A 20,307-nucleotide genomic window follows, 5' to 3' on the forward strand; every position below is an offset into this window, starting at 1 on the left:
AAAGTTTAATATATTTAAGCCTTCAAAATCCTTTATGCAGAATGTAACGAACTTTATTAACCTATTGGGTGAAAACTATTATTTAGATTTCATCATACAACCTTATGCCGAAGAAGTAGATTATGAAAAACATTTTGTGTTAGTTCATTATCAGGATAAGAAGTATTACGAGCAAACTCACGAATTTATTCAAATAAGGCAAAATGAAATAATTAATGATGCCAAATTACTTTTTCAAAAGTCTATTTCCGATATTTATTTAGAGGTTTCAAAAAGAAAAAATGAAGAAATTGAAAAGTTTTTAAATTTTAATATTCAAGCTGCTAAAGTGAAATTGAATGTACTTAAAAATGATTTTTATGTTGAAAATGAGAAGTCCAGATATTGTGCAATTTTATACGATGATGCCGACACGCAAACTTTAGAAACCTTTTTTTCAAAAAGAGATTATTCAAGCACAACTACTAATATTGAAATAAAAAGCATAATTCAGAAGTTAAATTCGGGTGATAGTCCTAAAAATTTATTACCATTTAATACGAGCGATTATTTTTTAGAATTTCATATTCAACGATATAAACTTTTAAGTTTTTTGCCTTTCAAATTATTTCACATTGGTCACCGATTTGTATTTGAATTAGAAAAAATTAAAGAGTTAAGTCCTGTTAGTAAACTAAAAAAAGCAAAATTAAAAGTAGAACAATCACAACCAGTAAGCACTATGAATAAGAAAGACACCTATTTTGATAAGTTTTGTGAATTGATTGATGATTATACAATTCTAAAAAAGAGTACTGCAATTGGGGTTATGATTGATTTGCAACTTTGTTTAAAGGAAATAAAATCCGAAACACTTACAGAGCTTCAAGAGAAAGGAGTTAATAGAAACGATCATTTAGAGTTTAAAATTAATGAAGTTGAAAAACGAAATTATAATAAAAATGCAGATATTCATTATGTAAAAAAATGGTTTAATGAATACCAAATAGGATTGGACCCAATTTTAAACAATTCATTTCAAGGCAATCCAATTGAACTGGTATTAAATACTCACTATAACGATATGGAAAAGTTTTCTCCTGAAAAGGATAAAGCTTATAATGCACAATTAGACTTTTATCAATACTTCTGTAGATATTATGCTAACAAATTGATTGAATATTTTGAATCCAAAATGACAATTAACGAAAACATAATTATTGAAACTGAAAACGCAAACCAATTATCGGTTAATCAAGCAATCATACTTTTAGATAAATTAGGAGTATTTAGTGCCGATACTTTCGAAAACAAACCAAACACTAAAAAAGCAAAACTAATAAGCCAATTGTTAGGTAAAAACGAGAAGAATATAAAAACAGCAATTGAAAAACTCGAATTAAAGAAATCTGAATTAGGTGCTGGTTATCAAAGGGATTTAGATAAAGTTCAGCAACTTTTAAATAACTTGGAGTAACCTCTGGAGTACCTTTTGGAGTTACTCCAACAATAAGAAACAGCAAACCTCACAATAGCTTTGTACCATCAATAACGATAAAATATATATCAAGATGGAACAAAGTAAAATGACACAAGTATTTGGAGTTTCTCCAGAAGAATTCAAAGAAAGCATCTTATCAGATGTTAGAACAGAGCTTAAATCTTTAGCTCAAAATTTCCAACCAATCACTCCGCAAGAGTACCTTACTCGACAAGAAACAGCCGAAATACTAAAAGTATCTTTGGTTACACTTTCCGATTGGAACAAAAAGAAAATCCTAAATCCGTACCGACTTGGAAACCTCATCAGGTATAAGCGTTCAGAAATAGAACAAGCTTTAATTAGTATCAATCCTAAAAAAGCATAACGATGAGCCACCCATTTCAAGACAGCTTAAATAACATCGAAAAACGCTTGGAAGAACTAACAAAATTGGTTACCAAGAAGCAAGAAAAAGTATTCGATAAAGTAATTATTGACAATGATGAGTTTCAAAGGCTGTTCAAAATTAGTCCAGGTACTGCTGCCAATTGGAGAGAAAAAGGATTGATTGCATACAGTCAGATAAACAATAAAATTGTCTATAAAATTCAGGATATTAATACAATGCTTGACAATAACTATCGACCATTTAAAAAGTAATTGCAAAATTTATTTTTTAGAGAATGATAGATTTTATCAAGATAAAAATCACTGACGAAACACTAATAAACGAAGTTTGGAACAACAATATTTTAGTGTATGAGGGTAAATCTGAAAAGCGATTTGATGATGAAATTAAGGAATTAGTAACCAAGAGTTACAAGAACCTTTATTTTACAAAGTATCAAAACAGACTGGAAATAAAAGGAAGCATTCACTGTTATTTCAATGATGAACCTCATAATGCTAATGATTTTTATATTTCAGATTGCATTGATACAATTATTGAAATCAAAACTATTTTTAGTCTTGATTTGAATAAATGTTATCTAATTAATTTAGAATATGGAGTAAATATCAATCCAAACATTTTAGTATCGGATTTAATTCTAAATATAATCTATCACGAGAAAAGACCATTTAATAGACCTAAAAACTTTGACTATAAAATAGCAGGTAACGAAGCGTACAAACAGATAAAAGCCTACGACAAAAGTGTGCAATTTCCAAACCATTGTAATAATACATTTCGATTTGAAGTAAAGACAAAACAAGCTAAATTTATTCATAGTTTAGGATTGTTTACGCTTCAAAATCTAACAGATATGAATTATTATAACGCACTAATAAATTCATTATTAAACGAATGGGAAAACATTTTATTATTTGATAAATCAAAAACTATTGATGATAAATTTTTCAATACTAACTTCTGGGAAGATATTCTAAAAAACGGAAATCGAAACAAATTCAACAATCAAAAGAAAACATATTACAATAAATTAGGTGCTGAAAATTTGCACACCAAAATCAAAAGACAAATAGAACGAAAAGCACAATTATTAAAAAGTGTGCAAATTCCAACTACTATAAACTTGGAAACTGCACAGTATAGAATTTCACTTTAAAAATTCTGTGAATAACTAATTCAAAAAAAGAGAGTATCTCAAAAAACCACTATAAGATTTTATTTATATTTGCCAATATGTGACAAGTCAATAAATAAACAATGAATAGTCAATTCGGAAATAAAATTAGAATATTAAGAGAAGAGCAAAAAATGCTATTACGGCAATTAGCACCATTGCTTGATATGGACACAGCTCAATTAAGTAAAATTGAAAGAGGAGAAAGAAACGCAAAAAAAGAAACAGTATTAAAATTGGCTGAAATCCTAAAGGTTGTACCTGACGAATTAGTAACACTTTGGTTAGCTGACCAAATTTATGATGTGGTAAAAGACGAAAACACAGCATTAAAAGCAATGATGGTGGCAGAAGAAAGCGTTAAACATTCAAAAAAAGAAAAAGAATAAATGGAAATTGCAAAAATTAAGAAATACAAATTACCGAAGGAATCTTTACTATATGTTCAAGAGCCACAGTTAATGTTATTTGAAGATGAATTTAAAAAATTTGGTAAAAAAGATTTTATTGATATTGAATTTAGCCATAGAGGATATACTGTAAATAATAACATTGATGCAATTATTGATAGCAAAATACAAACAATTGGATTTTTCTCTGGAGCTGGAGGATTAGATATTGGAACTCAATTGGCGGGTTCTAAAGTTATTTCAAGTTTAGATTTTGACAGAGATAGTGTTGCTACAATGAAAAGTAATAATTATTTTTCTCATACAACTCATTTTCACAAAGATATAAAGGCGATGAATGCAAAGGATTATTCATCAATTATAAAGCAGAATAATCCAGAGAAATTGATATTAGTAGGTGGTCCGCCTTGTCAACCATTTTCAAAAGCAGGATATTGGAAAACTCACGAAAATAGATTAGGCAGTGATGATCCACGAAATATGATTGGTCAGTATTTGAGAATGATTGAAGAGTTAAAACCTGATGGTTTTATTTTGGAAAATGTAGAAAGCTTACTTCATCCTAAAAATGTAGATGCAGTAGCAGCACTTGAAGAGACTATCGATAAATTAGGTTATAAATATATAGTTTATAGAGCAAACGGTATTGAGTTTGGAGTACCACAGAAAAGAAAGCGTGTATTTTTTATAGCTTCAAAAAAGGAAATAAAAACAAGTCCAATTAAAACAAATGGCTCAAGTAAAGAAATTATATTAGATTCAAATCTTAAACCTTATGAACGTGTAATTGATTGGATTGGTAAATATGATGATTTTGCTTATAGTGACGATTACGATTCTACAGAGGGTAAATATTTTGAAGATTTATTAGCTGTTCCTCCAGGGCAAAATTATATAGCTTTAACTGAAAATAGAGGTTATCCAAATCCAAAATTTATTGCAGGTAAAAGATATTGGACATTCTTATTAAAATTGCATCCAGCACAACCATCTTGGACGATAATTGCATCACCGGGACATTGGGAAGGTCCTTTTCATTGGAATAATAGAAGATTGCGTTTAAAAGAAATTGCAGCAATACAAACTTTTCCAGAGGATTATAATTTTGTTGGTTCAAGAAGGTCTATTCACAAACAAATAGGAAATGCTGTTCCAACATTATTGGGTAAAGCGATGGTGGAACATTTAATGAAAAATTTATAATTATATGCCACAGATAATTAGTTTGTATTCAGGGTGTGGTGGTTTGGATTTAGGATTTAAAAGTGTAGGTTTTAAAACGGTTCTTGCTACTGATGTATGGGATGTTGCTTGTGAAACCATAAAAAAAAATAACTTATCGGATTTGGTAATAAATGATGATATAAGAAACATTGATTTTAAGGAATACAACGGTAAGGTTGTAGGTGTTATTGGTGGTCCTCCTTGTCCTCCATTTAGTCAGGCAAGGCATTATCTTCAAGATAAAAAGAAAGGATTTGAAGATGAGAAAGCTGGATTTGCTGTTCCAGAATATTTTAGGGTAATAAGAGAAGTGAATCCTAAATTTTTCTTATTTGAAAATGTTGATGGATTTATGTATAAAACTCATCAAGATGCTTTAGATTATTTAGCAAGTGAATCTGACGAACTTGGATATAATGTTACATATAAAGTTGTCAATTCAGCAAATTATGGTGTACCGCAAACTCGGAAAAGGTTTATTTGTGTAGGAGTAAAAAAAGAATTACCAAAATTCGAATTTCCTCTTGAAACTCATTGTGACCCAGAAAAGAAACAGCAGGGTAAAAGTAATTGGGTTACTTGTGGTGATGTTATTAGTGATTTTGACAATATTAATGAAGAAGAATTAGAACAAAAACCTGGTTCAAAGCATCATAGTTTAATGAAAGATATTCCTCCTGGCGAGAACTATCTTTTTTATACAGAAAAAAAAGGGCATCCAAAACCATTGTTTGAATGGAAGTCGAGATATTGGACTTTTTTATTGAAATTAACACCTGATAGACCCTCTTGGACTATACAAGCGAGTTTTTCAAATAATCAAGGTCCTTTCCATTGGAAAAATAGATTTTTGAGAATTGAAGAGATAAAAAGAATTCAAACAATAGATGATAATTATAAATTAGAAGGCAATTTTAAAGAGCAGTGGAGACAAGTAGGTAATGCTGTTCCTTCAAAATTAGCCGAAATATTCGCAAATAAAATAAAGACCGATTATGAGATATGAATTAAATTTAGAATCACAAATTGTTCAATATGATGTTGCTGTTCAGTCAATTGCAGACAAAAAAGCTATCTTAACACAACTCTTTTCACAAGGTGTATATGAATGTACATCCATAAGTAATGATGGTTGCGAATGGACAATTGAATATCGTAATACCGTTAATAATACACAAAAAAACATTGTTGTTTATTATGGTAACATCAGAAATGAGGAGAGAAACGATAGGGAGAAAAAAATCCAATTAAATGGTAAAGACCCAAGAGCAAATCCAAATCCAAGTATTATTTTAGGAGTGTATTGCTATGAAGCAAATGATGTTTTAGAGAATCTTGTTTTTGCAGGTTGGAATATTGATCCTGATACAAATTATCCTGGAAACCCAAGTATAAGAGGATTAAATATAGATTCGTTACAGAAAGCAAGATTTAATGGTTTGTATAAACATAATTTTAAAAATAATTATGTGTGTACTTTTAGACCTGAATACATTTTTTATTACATAGAAAATATCCAATCAATACATAATTCATCGGATGATGTTATAACTCCAACAGTATCAACAAGCTCACAAGATGTAAACAACGTAATATATTATGGTTCACCCGGAACAGGAAAATCTCATAGAGCAGACATTGAAACTAATGGTAAAGAAGTACAAAAAGTAACTTTTCATCCTGATTATGATTACCACTCATTTGTAGGAGGTTATAAACCAACAATGGACGGAGATAAAATTGCTTACAAATTTGTACCTCAAATTTTCACTAAAATTTATGTTGATGCTTGGAAAAATTTAGTTTCTGCTGATGAAACGAAACCTTTCTACTTGCAAATAGAAGAAATCAACAGAGGAAATTGTGCTGAAATATTTGGAGATTTATTTCAATTATTAGATAGAGACAAAGATGGTTTTAGTAAGTATGAAGTTACTGCTGAAGAAGAACTTTGCAAGTATTTATTAAGTGAAAAAGGATTTGGAGCAAATCATCCAGGTATTGAAAATGGTAAACTTCGTTTCCCAAACAATTTAAAGATAATTGCAACAATGAATACTTCTGACCAATCTTTGTTTCCTATGGATAGTGCATTCAAAAGAAGATGGGATTGGATTTATGTTCCAATTGATACAGATTGTAAATTTTCAGATTTTACAATTCAATTAGATAATGGCAAAGCATTTGAATGGTTAAGTTTCTTAAAAGTAATCAATGAAGAAATATTTGAAATTACTAAAAGCCAAGACAAGCAAATAGGAAATTGGTTTATTGATGCTCAAAATTCTGGAAAAGTAATTACAGAAAGCACATTTGTAAACAAAGTTATTTTCTACTTGTGGAATGATGTTTTTAAAGATGAAGAAAATACTATTTTCAAGTCAGCCGATGGTAAGAACCTAACCTATACAAGCTTTTTTGAGAATGGTACTTCAAATAATTTAGTTAGTTATATTCTTGAAGAACGATTGAAATTAATAGATGTAAATATAGCAGAACCAACTACAACAGAAGAAGAGTAATGAGGATATTTATTGAAGGAGAATCTTATTCTTTAGACATTCTAAAACCCATTTTTGGCGATAAATTTTATATGCCTAATGGTGTTAAAGGTATTATTGATAATGTGGGATATTACCATAGTATCGATAATGAAGTAATTTATTTACTACCAAAAGTGTTTATTGATACAAAAGGTTTAATTTTAAATAAATACCCTAAAGATTTATTTGCTGAAAATAGTATTGATGATGTAATAGAATCTCAAGATGAATTAAACTGGTTAAAACGGTTTCTAATAATTTTCTACAAAGGATTAATTGAATATAGGGTAAGATATAAAAACACCATTCAATCAAAAGGCGATGTATTGCAATTAAGTTCTTCTTTAGGCGAAAATGAATACTCATTTTTGGATATTGTTTTAAGCTTTGTAAACTTTCATAAGAAGAATAAAAACACCATTCTATTCATTCATAAAAAACAAACTTCAGCAAAGCATAAAAAGGTTAATTGGGGTAAAACGGTAAGAAAATCAAATCCTTTTGTTACTAATGAGGGAATACCAATTTATTCAGAACTCAATGTAAAGAAAAAATATATCGATACAGAGGAAGAATTGTTATGTATGTTTTATTCGGTTTTATATCATTTAAAGACAGAATATAATTTCAGCATACAAATTGATGAATCTTATACAATTGCCAAAGGAAGTGCTTATAAAAAATTAGCTGCCAATGCTCCAAAAATATTAAAGAAGATACGCTACAAATACTTTTCAGATACATTAGTAAAAATGTATAAATTATTGGAATTGTATTTTTCAAAATCGAATAAAGTTTCAATTCAGAATAAGAATGAAGATTTTATTATGGTCAAGTATTATCATTTGATATTTGAGGATATGATTGATAAGCTGATAACGTCGAAAATCGATACCAAAGAAACAAGCAAAGGGGTTTCGCTTAAAAAACTGAAAGAAAATAAAGATGGTAAAATTATTGACCATTTATTCGAGTACGATTCTTTAATTGATCGTGACGAAAGTATTTTTTACATTGGAGATTCAAAGTATTATAAAACCAATAATGAAGTTCAAGAGAATTCAATCTATAAGCAATTTACTTATGCCAAGAATGTAATTCAATTCAATATCGATTTATTGAATGAGGGCAAAAAAATCAACAATAACATTCGATACAGGGATAAAGTAACTGAAGGATATAACATTACTCCAAACTTTTTTATTCAAGGCGTGGTAACCGATATTTTTAATTTTGATGATGATAAACTTGCAATCGATTTTGATAAGGGAATTAAACATTCTTATCATTTTAAAGAAAGGATTTTTGATAGAGATTCCTTGTTTGTCAATCACTATTCGATAAATTTTCTTTTTGTTTTAAAATCTTATACCAATAAAAGTTCTTTTGAATTAGAAAAATATAGAGTTGAAATTCATAAGAAATTCAGAACCAATTTTGTTTCCTATTTAAAAAAGCAAAACTTGTTTAAATTTTACCATACAGAATTTGAAAGCAAAGAATTATTGAAGCAATTTATAGATACAGAATTCAGAAATTTAACAGGTAGAGTTTATATTTCAAAATCAAATGACAGTCGTTTAATACTTGCTGTAAATGGTTCTGATATTGAGTTAAAAGAATATTTTACGGATAGTTATAATAAAGGAAAACATTTGAGAGAAACCTATTTTTCATCACCGAATTTTGAAAGAGTGGATTTTTCGGAATTAGAGTTAATATAATTTTTTATAAAGTTTTAAATTAGATAAATAAAATATGGAAAACAGAAAATTAGAAGTTTATACTTTTATAGCTCATCCCAACAGAAAGCCTACAGAAAATTTAATTTTAGAAGATGTTTTTGGTAACGATTTATATATTCAATTGAAAAATAAATTCGCCAATTTTGTAGACACTTTTCCTCCTCAAGAAATAGACGGTAAAACTTCAAAGATTGAAAAAAAAGAGATTGATGGGAAAATAGAAAGTATTTTCAAGTCTAATGATTCTATGCGTTATATAGCTGGAAAAATTATGATTGGTGATGATGATGGTAAAGAACAAGATGTTGTTCAAAACAACAAAGACAAAACTGTTTTATATACCAAAAAGAAAGGTCAATCTGTCGAACGTCCTTATTATTTTATGGTTATCGTTCCTTTGGCTTTAAAATATGGCTATATAGTTTTAGAAAGAGAAGGTAAGCATTCTGCCAAAAGTGTTTTTGAAAGACTTTTTAAACAATTTATACACAAGAACTTGTCAGAATTAAACACTAAATTAACCAACTTCGTTGAATCGGAAATTATTAAAGAGTATCTTGAAAATGGTCAATATAATAGCATTATTTTAAGTCAAAAAATTGTTTCTAAAGATAAATCTGAACAATATTTAGGAACTTATATTGATGGCTCAAAATATAAAGTAGAAATGCGAATTGTACCATTAGAAAATTCAATTATCCCAGTTAGTACCAAAAAGAAAATTCTGAAAAATTTAGAAAATAACGAAGGTTTTTTTGAAGGTACTGATTTTAAAAATATAGGGTTCGATGACAATACTAATGTAAAGGTAATCGCAACTAAAGATGGAAATACAAGAACTATTGATTTAGATGATACTTTTAAAATAAGACCTTATTACAACATAGAAGTTTCAGATAATAGTAAAGGTTTTTCAGAGTTTAAAGATATAAATAAAGAAGCAAAGAAATTAATTAGAAGTTTTGGACTAAATATATTATAATGTATTCAAAGCTAAATATAAAAAATGTTATACTTGGTCATAAGTCCTCTTTGGCAGACGGAAAGACAAATTCAAATTATAAAATAGAATTTATTTTCCTGCCAATAGTTGCAGCAATTGCTTTGATTTTTATTAAAGTTCCAGATAATGATGTGAAAAATATTTTTGGAATTTGTTTTTCTATTTTAATTGGACTTTATTTAAATATTCTGGTACTACTTATTTCCAGTATTTCATCAGAGAATTTAAAAATAACACATAAACAAAAGAAAATCAGATTAGAATTACTTAAAGAAACATTATACAATGTATCATTTTCAGTATATATATCGGTAAAGGCTTTAATTGTGTTGTTTTTATCTACTATTTTAGTTCTAACTAACGAAACTCTAAATGACTTTTTTTGTGTTTTAACTAACAACGATTTTAATTATTTCATTCAGTTTATTTTAGGTTTATTCTTGTATAAATATACAATTGATATATTTCTCATTTTATTTATAATTCTAAAACGAATCAATATTCTTTACACAAAGGAAATTGACATTGAAAATCTTAAGTTAAATGAATTAATTAGAAACGAAGATGATGATGACGATAATAATTAATTATTCTACCAATTGACAGACAAATCCATTATACAACTAATAGACAAACTAAACCGCTATCCTGATTTTAAAGATTGCATAAAAGTAGGCATTGGTAAAAATGTAGAATTAGCACATATTTGGTATAAAGATGGTTTTTCAGATAGTCATATTCCATATACATATTTTTTAATTAAAGAAAATGATAAATATGTTGGTGCAGTATTAGATATGACACACGATTTACATTGGGTGATACTGCCAAAATATCGCAAAAGAGGGCATTTATCAACAGCATTAAAACAGGTTATATTACCTCATATTCTTGAAGAAATGCCACGTGTGGTGCAAAAAATTTCAATAAAACGAAATGAAATAGGAGTAATTAATTATCAAAATTCATTAAAAGTTGCTTTAAATGTAGGTTTTAAACAATTGGATGAAGAAAATTTAGTATTTGATTACAACGCATTAGATTGTAGAAATTATGAATTAGATTACCAATATAAAGGCTTAACTAAAGAAGAGTTAGATAAGCAAATAAATGAGCTGCAAAAAATTGCCAAAGAAATAAATAAGATTAGTTCAAAAATTGAATTCGCATTCGGTAAACAAATAGAGGAATACTCAAAGCCATCGTTAAATGAGACGGCAAATAAAGTAGCCTATCTTAAAGAAGTCTTTAAAGACATAAAATATGATTTTGATAAAGACAACTAAACTTTAACGTTTCATTTGTAACTTATAGTAAATAAATACGTTAAATAAATATATGATAAATGTGCTACTGATGTAGAACAAAAAAATAATGTTGTATGTATTATATTTTTTATACATTTGCAAAAGCTTTCATACACTAACAAAAAACAATTAATTATGGCAAAACCAATAAAAGAAACACCTTTTCTTTGTGGTAAAGATGCTGATACATTTGTAAAAGAAAACAAAGAAGTAAAGAAAGTATCTAACGAAGAGAAAGAAGAAATAAAAGAAGATTACGAATTACTAATGAGTTTAGCTGAATTTGGAATCTAAAGATATTAAATTAATTAGGCTTGAGCCTGAAACTAATATATTGCCGTTCGATTGTGGAGACACTGATTTGAACGGCTTTCTTTTTGATGATGCTAAAAATTATTCTAAAGACTTAATTGCTGTTACTTACTTAATTCAAGACAACGAAAAGACGATAGCATATTTTAATTATCTAAATGATAAAATATCACATACTGATCTTGATGGTAGTATAGAAAAATTTGCAGCAAGAGTAGGTATATTACTTCCTAAAGAAAAGAGTCATTATAAAAGTTATCCAGCTGTTAAAATAGGCCGTTTAGCTGTTCATATCGATTATCAGAAAGGTGGAGGTTATGGTAGAAAAATAATAAACTTTACCAAAGGATTATTCACAAACAAAAATAAAACAGGATGTAAATTTATCACTGTTGATGCTTATAGAGATTCACTAACATTTTATGAAAAAATGGGATTTAAATACCTATCAAGTAGGGATAAAAAATCTGATACGAGATTGATGTATTATAATCTTGAGGCAATTTCTTAATTAATTAACTCATTCATCTACACAAAATCCTCATTTAGTCCAAGTATTCCTAAACTCACATCTTTGTTTGCTTCATTTCGTTAATGAAAATATAAGAAAAAAATAGGAACGCTATCGCTGACCTTTTTGCACCCACCCAAGCCAACGCTCTGCCAACGCTCCTGTGGTTTTGGCTTTTCCCAACGCTCTAACAACACATTACTTTTTTTATTAGATTTTATTATTGTTTTTTTTGTTTAATAAAAAAAGTAAAGAGCTGTTTCCAACCCTCGAAAGCCAAAACCACTCCCAAGCTATGTTACATAATGAAGGCAACATTATAGTTCAGTATGGCTGAACCCCAGCCACACAGAAACTATAATTTCATTATGTAAAATAGCCGCCACAGCCAACGCACCCACCCGAAATAGGAACAGTATTTTCATTGTTTTTTGAAGATGCCATATCATATCTGAACAACGTTTCCGATAAATAGAAATAATCCATTTCACAAGAACAATCAGGCATCCTCAAAAATCAAATTTGCCCACAAGAGTATAGTTTTTTATTTGCCAGAACGATAGTAGTAAATTGCTTTTAAGCTGTCTTGATGCTATTCGATACTAAACAACATTTGCATTTAAAATGAAAATACGTTTTCAAAGGAATGTTTGAAGCATCAAGCCAACTATAAAAGCAATCAGAAACATTACGGTAAGCAAATAAAAAACTATACCCTTGTTTCGCTACTGCCAACGCACTCGGTAAGTTCAGTTGGGGAAATCTTCCATTTCCCCAAACCCCTATGGATGCAATTTTTTTTGAAAGAATGCCACAACATCTGCTTTCAAAAGAACATTTCCGATAAGCATTCTTTCAAAAAAAACAGCTCAAATTGATGTCTTATCCGAATGTTGGTTTCTGAATTGTAAGTTTAGGCATACTTGGATTTTTTTTCTGATAAACCAACGATTATTTTAAAAATGAAAATCAATAACAAACAATAAGTACTAAATAGAAACAAAATTTAACAATATAGTTTCAATTTAAAACTAAATCATACTTAAATAATAAATTTGTTATAGTTAAAATCAATACCAAAGCCGTACCAAGTCCACAAAATTGAATTTTTAATCTTAAAATTATATAAAAATGGGTAAAATTGGTAGAGGTATTCTTGGGGGAGTATCGGGTAAGGTAGCCAACGTAGTTGGTGCAAGATGGAAAGGAATTGATTATATTAGAGCTAAACCTCAAAGTGTAGCCAATCCGAGAACGCTATTGCAAGTAAATCAAAGAACAAAATTTGCTTTAGTGTTGAGGTTTTTACAACCTAACTTAAATTTCATTAAGATTGGTTATAAAAATTATGCTGTAAAGAAGTCGCAGTTTAATAGTGCGATGTCGTTCATTCTCAATAATGCAATTATCGGAGTTTCTCCTGATTTTGAAATTGATTATTCTTTAGCGTTATTGTCAAGAGGAAATCTTGCAGGAGCATTAAACCCAGTATTTGATTTAACAACACCTGGACAAGTTCAGTTTAGTTGGGATGATAATTCAACAGATGGAAATGCTTTGGCAACAGATAAAGTTATGGTAGTTGCTTACAATCCTTTAAAAGGAGAAAGCGTTTACTTAACAGAAGGAGCTACAAGGGCAGATTTATCTCAAACGGTGATTATACCTAATAGTTATGCTGGAGATGATTTACAGTTGTTTATTTCGTTTATGAACGCAGAAGAAACACAATTATCAAATAGTATCTATATCGGCTCTGGTACGGCTTCATAAAATTATTAGATACTTATTTCAAGAACCACCTGTAAAATGGTGGTTTTTTTATGCTCAAAATATAATGATTGTGGGGATAATGTGGAGATATTCAGTAAATAAAAAACCCTAACTAATTGATAATCAATCGTTAGGGCTTTAATTCTGCGGAGAAAGAGGGACTGCAATTAGACAAACTCCCAAAAATCAAAAAATCCTATTTATATACAAAAAGTCAATAAAATCAATACTTTACAGAGTTTTTATTTTTATAAAAATCTATACAGATGGGATGTTTTTGGATATATTTTGATAATTGTTGGGAAGATGTTGGGAAAGTATTTTAGATTTTGTATATTTGATAAAGCAATCAAATATTCAAACTATGGCACGAATTAAACTATTATTAAAGTCTAAAAACAATCCTGCATCAATTTACATAAGACTTTCTGATGGGAGAAATATTGATGTAATGGCTAAAACTAATTATAGCATTAATCCCTCAGATTGGAGTGCAATAAAGCAAGAACCTAAAGATTTAAAAGATATAGATAATGCAAATCTTAATTCCGATTTAACTACCTTAAAAAGCGAATTACTTAAATACTACAATAAAAAAAGTAGCAATATAGAGATTAATACTCAATGGCTAAAAGATTTTGTAAATCCACCACAAGTAGCAGATAAGCATCCAGATAAATTAGTGGATTATATTGATACCTTTATTGAATTCAAAAGAAGCGATGTAAAAAGCAGCACTATAACAAAATGCAATGTTATAAAACACCTGGTGCAGCGTTATCAAAAACATACCAAATCAATTTTATATATACGTGATATAGATGCAAAATTCAAAATGGATTTTGAGAAATATTGCATTAGTGTTGGTTATGCTCCAAACACTACAGCAAGAAACATTCGTTTTATTAAAACATTTTGCAGACACGCAAAAGCAAACGGAGTAGAAACGCATCATCAACTCGATAGCATCAAAGCTAAATACCACAAAGTTGAAAATATCTATTTGACCCTAGAAGAAATTGAAAGCATTGAAAAGATAGAAAGTAAAGATTTAACGGAAGGGTTAGAAAATGCTCGTGATTGGTTATTGATAAGCTGTTATTGCGGCCAAAGGGTTTCTGATTTCCTTCGTTTTGACAAATCTATGATTAGATATGAGAAAGACAAAAAAGGAGTTCTTAAGCCCTTAATTGAATTTACACAAGTCAAAACCGATAAGATTATGACAATTCCATTACACAAAAAAATAATGGAAATACTCAAAAAATACAATGGTAATTTTCCAAAAAAGATTTCAGACCAAAAATACAATGAGCATATCAAGAAAGTATGCAAAGAAGCGAAAATTGAAGAACCAACACACGGTGTGAAATTTGACCACGAAACAAAAAAGAAAGTAGAAAAGGATTATGAAAAATGCGAATTAGTATCTTCGCATATTGGAAGAAGATCCTTTGCAACAAATAATTACGGCATTATACCAACCTCGTTTTTAATGTATATCACTGGACACACTACAGAAGCAATGTTTTTAACCTATATTGGAAAAAGCAACAAAGATATTGCAATGGAGTTAACGAGTTATTTTTAATACTTTTGAATTTAATGTTTTTATAAGCTGATGGTAAACTTTCAAAACAAAAAAATATTTTATACTCTCAAAGAGTATCAAAACAATTACAATATTTTACTTAAAGAGTATCTTAATCAACACGAGGATTTCGATGAATTGATGTTTCTTGAAATTGAAATGCAATTTTATTCTTTATGTTATGATAATTCTAACCTTGAGATTGGTGATTATGGGTATGGTCCACAATATTGTATTAATGGTGGTTATTGTGAACTATTAATCCCAGAAATAAACGAAGCAATATCATTGGGTGATAGTTACAATTTCGAGTTAAGCACTAAATACAATACATCATTTTCTAAAATCCTTCAGTTTTTGATAGACAAAAAGAATAATACATCCATCGCAGAAAAAAATATATATAATCCAATTCTAAACAGTTGTGGTTCACCGGAAATAAAAGATTTGTTTATTAACATCCTGCACAATAATTTGTCTCTTTTTAGTACAATTAATCAGATTAAAAGTATTACGACTTCAGATACTTATGATTTGTTTTTAAATGAATTTAATTCAGTTTATAATCACTTGATTTGCGAATTTATGTTTTCTTTTAAAGAAGATGTTATTCTGGATGCAATAGATACATATGAGAACAATTTATCTTTTGTATATTTAAGTGAAGGAGAAATTTCTAAAGTAAAGACTTTCATACGAGATATCGGGAAATACAAAACTGTTTATAATGCTTTTGGTTTTAGTCCAGTTGAAAAGGAAAATTCCACCAAATTTATTCACTTAAACAATTTAATGATTGATTATTGTAATGATTTTTTTCACGCTCCCATAGATGGCTTCGAATATTTAATTTCTTTGAAAAAAGTATATGAACATTTAAATAAAAGTAAAGAGGATAATGTATCAGTTTCAAACAATGCCAATTCAGAAAAGAGCAAAGAACCAAAGGTTGACATCACTTATATTGATGGCATTTTTTTAGATAATAAAAATATTTTACCAATATCAATTTTAAATGCTTATAACAATATTGGCAATTTCGAACATTTGTACTTAAACGAAAAGGATGATGAAATATTAAATTCCTATGATTTAGGTCCGTTTGATAGTTTACCAGGTGAAACTATAATTGAATATTATTGTATTGAAGAAAATTATCTTAATTTACTCTCTAAAATTGAAGATAAAACATATATTTTTTTGGACAATCGTCCTCTTGAGTTGTATCTATATGAATATGCAAAAGCATTTCAAAAAGGATATATTGATTTTGAAAAAAACCTAAACCAAAAACAAACAACAATCGAAGAGCCGCAAGAACAAAAAGCATTAAAAATCTTTTCCTATGTTCTAAATGCAAAATACAAAAACGGTTATTTTGGAGATATAACAGAAAATCACGAAGCAATTAAAGATAGAAAAGGCAGGTATATTAGCAATGATGAATTTATAGAATGGGGTTTTCAAGGAGGACAATATTATAAAGCTTGGGAAATAATACTCAGCAATCCACTTGTGTTCGAACCATTTTTTCTAAAATACTACAGTTCAACAGTAACAAATAATATAATAGCTTCCAAGGTTTTAGAGGATAAAAACACTAAAAAATTTCCAGCAAAATATCAAGCTCTTACATATATTCTTGAATTATTAGCAGAAGGGAAAAAACCTCCACAAGATTTTGATGGTAATTTTAAAAAAGACGAAATAATTAAAATTGGAAAAGATAGATGCAATAATTCAGGGCAAAGTTTTTACAATTTTGTAAAAGACCATTTCGGACTTATTTCATCTAAAAAAATTAAAATTTCAGTTTTTAGAAATAATTGGAAAGAGATAGTATTAGAAATTACTATAAATAAAAAGGAAGTAGAATTATATATTAAAGATAATAATCTGTAATTCAAAGAGATACGTATATCTCAAAATATCCAAACCTACCTACAAAATATATCCCGAAAAATTTGTCCTGTATAACATTAAAAAATACAGGACTTATGCAAACAAATGCAATCTTACTCGAAACCCTAACAGTTGAACAACTTCAACAACTGATAGGAACATCCGTTAGAAACGGAATTCAAGAATTTCAAAAAGAAATTCAAACAAAGGACAATTCCGAAGAATTACTCTCAAGGGATGAAACCTGTAAATTTCTCAAAATCGACAGCAGCACGCTTTGGGCGTGGACCAATAATGGCAAAGTCAAAGCCTACGGCATAGGTGCGCGCCGTTATTACAAAAGAAGCGAGTTGATGGAATGTCTAACCTTATTAAAAAAATAAGAAATGGACAACTTCTATGACCAAGCCGAAAAAGTGCTAAACCGAATTGACGAACAAGTTACTTTGATTGTAGCCAATATGAAAATGGGAGGGATTTTAGATCCAGAAAACATCATCTTCAATAGTCGTGAAATTATGAAAGTAATGGATGTGAGTAAAAGAACCTTGCAAGAATGGAGAGATAAAAACACCATTGGTTTTGCTAAAGTAAACGGTAAGTTTTACTATAAACTATCAGACATTCAAAAACTCATTAACGACAATTATACCCCAAAGAAATAATGAAAGAGATAGCAAACAACAAACTGATGGTCAGTGTGTATCAAGAATTCAAAACAAAATTGGGAGAAAGAAATCTTTTAGAAATTCTACAAGAAATAAAATCTGATAAACACCATAGTAATATTAATTCAATCCGATATGCTTTGCATAAAGGAGATGAAAAACAAGCCGAAGAAATCAAAAGCACATTACTCGCATTTACAACCTCTGGGACTTTTGGAGCGAGCAGAACAAAGGCAAACATAAATACCTATTCTCAAATAGTATGTTTAGATTTTGATAATATTCCATCAATAGAAATTGAAAAATTGGTGCCAATAATAAACCAATGCGAATACACTTTTGCATCGTTTATCAGTCCAAGTGGAGAAGGTTTAAAAGTGTTCATTCAAGTAAGCTCTAATGCAGAACAACATACAATTACTTACAATCAAATTGCACATTTTTATCAGGATTTATCGGGGTATAAATTTGATGTTAAATGCAAAGACATAACCCGATTGTGTTTTGTTTCTTGTGATGAAGAATTATTTTTAAATGAAAATGCTACTGTTTTTGTTACAAAAGAAGAAACAATAGCAACTAACATTCCAGTTCACAAACCAATTATAAACAGCCAATCAACAGATGATTTATTAGACAAATGCTTAAAATTTACAGAGCAAAAAGAACAATATCAAAAAGGAAATCGCAACAATTTCGTTTATTTATTTGCTTGTAATGCCAATCGTTACGGCATTTATGAACACGATACTTTAGACTATTGCATTACTAATTTTGATATTGACGTAGCAAGAATAAAAGCATCTGTCAATAGCGCATACAAACATCAACTTGCAGACTTTGCAAAGTTTGCAAACTATGCAAACAAGAAACAAGACTTTACCTCAACTTCAAGTAATCCCAACAAAAAAGAAGAAAACGAAGACGAGGAAATGTATTTAACCACTTCGCCACTCATTCCACAATTGGTATATGATAACTTGCCACCAATATTAAAACAAGGTGCAGAAGCATTCACAGAACCTAGAGAAAGAGATGTTTTTTTAACAGGTGCATTAACTATCCTTTCGGGTTGTATGCCAAATGTATCAGGAGTTTACGGCAGACGAACTGTTTATCCGCATTTATTTTGTTTTATCTTGGCACCAGCAGCATCAGGCAAAGGAGCATTACAATCGTCCAAAGAATTAGCAGATAAATACCATAGCGAAATCCTTAAAAATTCTAGCGAACAAAAAAAAGAATACAACAAAAAGTTAGAAGCCATCAAGCACGCCAAAAGGTTCAAAAAGAAAGACGACACTTCACAAGAAGAAATTCCAGAAGAACCACCTTTCAAAGTTGTATTTATTCCTGCCAATACAAGTAACGCAAAGATTATCCAACATTTGCAAAGCAACGACGGTACAGGGATTATTTGCGAAACCGAAGCTGATACACTAGGACAAACATTCAAAAACGATTGGGGCTCTTATTCCGATTTGCTTCGCAAAGCGTTCCACCACGAAAAAATATCCATTTCCCGAAAAACAAACAATGAGTATTTCGAAATCGACAATCCACAATTGGCAGTAGCCTTATCAGGAACACCAAAACAAGTATTCAACATCATAACTTCTGCTGAAGATGGCTTGTTCAGTCGCTTTTTATTCTACATTTTTAAATCAGAAAGCAAATGGATTGATCCTTCTCCTTTTGGAAACCAAATCAATCTAACCGAACATTTTGCTAAGCTTTCAAACGCAGTCTATGAAATGGTTTTATTCCTCGAAAATGGAAAAACAGTAATCAATTTAACTGAAGAACAATGGAACAAATTCAATCCTACTTTTGAAAAATACCTGCATCAAATACGTACTTTTATCTCAGAGGATGCTCAAAGTGTGGTCAAGCGTTTAGGAATTATATTGTATCGTTTTTGTATGATTTTCACAACCATTCGAAAATACCAAACACAGGGCAAAGCAACTGATGTACAATGTCTAGACGTTGATTTCGATAGTGCGCTTGTCTTGATAGAAGTCTATTTGCAACACAGCATTATAATGTTCAATAATTTACCCAAACAAGAAGAACAAGGTGTTTTTAAATCCAATACGTATAAAAAACAATTTTTTGAAGCACTTCCTACTAGTTTCAAAAGAGATGAGGCAATAGAAATAGGTAAGAAATTCAATATTGCAGTACGAACCGTAGATGATATTTTAAAGAAATGCAAGGGCAATTTACTGAACTCTACAAAACCAGGCTATTTTGAAAAAACCTAAATA

At 29.4% G+C, this 20,307-nt stretch carries 20 protein-coding genes; all 20 read left to right on the top strand.

The features are described from left to right. Window positions 1-34 precede the first annotated feature (34 nt). The 20 genes from RMO83_RS15750 (at window position 35) to RMO83_RS15845 (ending at window position 20,304) form a co-directional block, all read left to right on the top strand. Window positions 35-1,456 carry a hypothetical protein gene (locus RMO83_RS15750; RefSeq protein ID WP_310560657.1) on the top strand — a complete coding sequence of 474 codons (1,422 nt, stop codon included), beginning with the start codon at window positions 35-37 and terminating at the stop codon, window positions 1,454-1,456. A 94-nt stretch (window positions 1,457-1,550) separates the two neighbouring features. Next, the gene (locus RMO83_RS15755) at window positions 1,551-1,847 is read left to right on the top strand and encodes a helix-turn-helix domain-containing protein (protein ID WP_310560658.1); all 297 of its coding nucleotides are present in this window, start codon (window positions 1,551-1,553) and stop codon (window positions 1,845-1,847) included. Between the two features lie 2 nt (window positions 1,848-1,849). After that, on the top strand, window positions 1,850-2,122 hold the full coding sequence (locus tag RMO83_RS15760; RefSeq protein WP_310560659.1) for a helix-turn-helix domain-containing protein: 273 nt from the start codon (window positions 1,850-1,852) through the stop codon (window positions 2,120-2,122). Window positions 2,123-2,145: 23 nt separating this feature from the next. Continuing rightward, complete coding sequence (locus RMO83_RS15765; RefSeq protein WP_310560660.1) at window positions 2,146-3,030, top strand: hypothetical protein; 885 nt, start codon at window positions 2,146-2,148, stop codon at window positions 3,028-3,030. A 101-nt stretch (window positions 3,031-3,131) separates the two neighbouring features. Next, window positions 3,132-3,437: a helix-turn-helix domain-containing protein gene (locus RMO83_RS15770; protein ID WP_300058794.1), complete on the top strand. Its 306-nt coding sequence runs from the start codon at window positions 3,132-3,134 to the stop codon at window positions 3,435-3,437. Continuing rightward, window positions 3,438-4,661, top strand: coding sequence for a DNA cytosine methyltransferase (locus RMO83_RS15775; protein ID WP_310560661.1), 1,224 nt, complete (start codon window positions 3,438-3,440; stop codon window positions 4,659-4,661). 4 nt (window positions 4,662-4,665) lie between these two features. Further along, window positions 4,666-5,688 carry a DNA cytosine methyltransferase gene (locus RMO83_RS15780; RefSeq protein WP_310560662.1) on the top strand — a complete coding sequence of 341 codons (1,023 nt, stop codon included), beginning with the start codon at window positions 4,666-4,668 and terminating at the stop codon, window positions 5,686-5,688. Next, the gene (locus RMO83_RS15785) at window positions 5,678-7,204 is read left to right on the top strand and encodes an AAA family ATPase (RefSeq protein WP_310560663.1); all 1,527 of its coding nucleotides are present in this window, start codon (window positions 5,678-5,680) and stop codon (window positions 7,202-7,204) included. The genes RMO83_RS15780 and RMO83_RS15785 overlap by 11 nt, the downstream gene beginning before the upstream one ends. Then, the gene (locus RMO83_RS15790; protein WP_310560664.1) at window positions 7,204-8,949 is read left to right on the top strand and encodes a hypothetical protein; all 1,746 of its coding nucleotides are present in this window, start codon (window positions 7,204-7,206) and stop codon (window positions 8,947-8,949) included. The genes RMO83_RS15785 and RMO83_RS15790 overlap by 1 nt, the downstream gene beginning before the upstream one ends. A 34-nt stretch (window positions 8,950-8,983) precedes the next feature. Continuing rightward, window positions 8,984-9,952, top strand: coding sequence for a hypothetical protein (locus RMO83_RS15795; protein WP_310560665.1), 969 nt, complete (start codon window positions 8,984-8,986; stop codon window positions 9,950-9,952). Further along, window positions 9,952-10,560: a hypothetical protein gene (locus RMO83_RS15800; RefSeq protein ID WP_310560666.1), complete on the top strand. Its 609-nt coding sequence runs from the start codon at window positions 9,952-9,954 to the stop codon at window positions 10,558-10,560. The genes RMO83_RS15795 and RMO83_RS15800 overlap by 1 nt, the downstream gene beginning before the upstream one ends. 12 nt (window positions 10,561-10,572) lie before the next feature. Further along, the gene (locus RMO83_RS15805) at window positions 10,573-11,259 is read left to right on the top strand and encodes a hypothetical protein (protein ID WP_310560667.1); all 687 of its coding nucleotides are present in this window, start codon (window positions 10,573-10,575) and stop codon (window positions 11,257-11,259) included. A gap of 156 nt (window positions 11,260-11,415) precedes the next feature. Next, a complete protein-coding gene (locus RMO83_RS15810) occupies window positions 11,416-11,574 on the top strand; it encodes a hypothetical protein (protein WP_310560668.1) in 159 nt (52 codons plus the stop codon). Beyond that, complete coding sequence (locus tag RMO83_RS15815; RefSeq protein WP_310560669.1) at window positions 11,564-12,103, top strand: GNAT family N-acetyltransferase; 540 nt, start codon at window positions 11,564-11,566, stop codon at window positions 12,101-12,103. Before RMO83_RS15810 ends, RMO83_RS15815 begins: the two co-directional genes overlap by 11 nt. Before the next feature lie 1,131 nt (window positions 12,104-13,234). Further along, window positions 13,235-13,876 (top strand): DUF6266 family protein, encoded by a 642-nt coding sequence (locus RMO83_RS15820; protein WP_159777610.1) that lies wholly within the window; start codon window positions 13,235-13,237, stop codon window positions 13,874-13,876. A 364-nt stretch (window positions 13,877-14,240) separates the two neighbouring features. Next, window positions 14,241-15,467 carry a phage integrase SAM-like domain-containing protein gene (locus RMO83_RS15825; protein WP_310560670.1) on the top strand — a complete coding sequence of 409 codons (1,227 nt, stop codon included), beginning with the start codon at window positions 14,241-14,243 and terminating at the stop codon, window positions 15,465-15,467. A gap of 30 nt (window positions 15,468-15,497) precedes the next feature. Further along, the gene (locus RMO83_RS15830; RefSeq protein ID WP_310560671.1) at window positions 15,498-17,369 is read left to right on the top strand and encodes a hypothetical protein; all 1,872 of its coding nucleotides are present in this window, start codon (window positions 15,498-15,500) and stop codon (window positions 17,367-17,369) included. A 95-nt stretch (window positions 17,370-17,464) separates the two neighbouring features. Further along, window positions 17,465-17,752 carry a helix-turn-helix domain-containing protein gene (locus tag RMO83_RS15835; RefSeq protein WP_310560672.1) on the top strand — a complete coding sequence of 96 codons (288 nt, stop codon included), beginning with the start codon at window positions 17,465-17,467 and terminating at the stop codon, window positions 17,750-17,752. 3 nt (window positions 17,753-17,755) lie between these two features. Beyond that, window positions 17,756-18,034: a helix-turn-helix domain-containing protein gene (locus RMO83_RS15840; RefSeq protein WP_310560673.1), complete on the top strand. Its 279-nt coding sequence runs from the start codon at window positions 17,756-17,758 to the stop codon at window positions 18,032-18,034. Further along, window positions 18,034-20,304, top strand: a complete 2,271-nt coding sequence (locus RMO83_RS15845; RefSeq protein ID WP_310560674.1) for a DUF3987 domain-containing protein — start codon at window positions 18,034-18,036, stop codon at window positions 20,302-20,304. The genes RMO83_RS15840 and RMO83_RS15845 overlap by 1 nt, the downstream gene beginning before the upstream one ends. Window positions 20,305-20,307: the final 3 nt, after the last annotated feature.

This window comes from Flavobacterium sp. (assembly GCF_031423415.1).
Taxonomy (GTDB): domain Bacteria; phylum Bacteroidota; class Bacteroidia; order Flavobacteriales; family Flavobacteriaceae; genus Flavobacterium.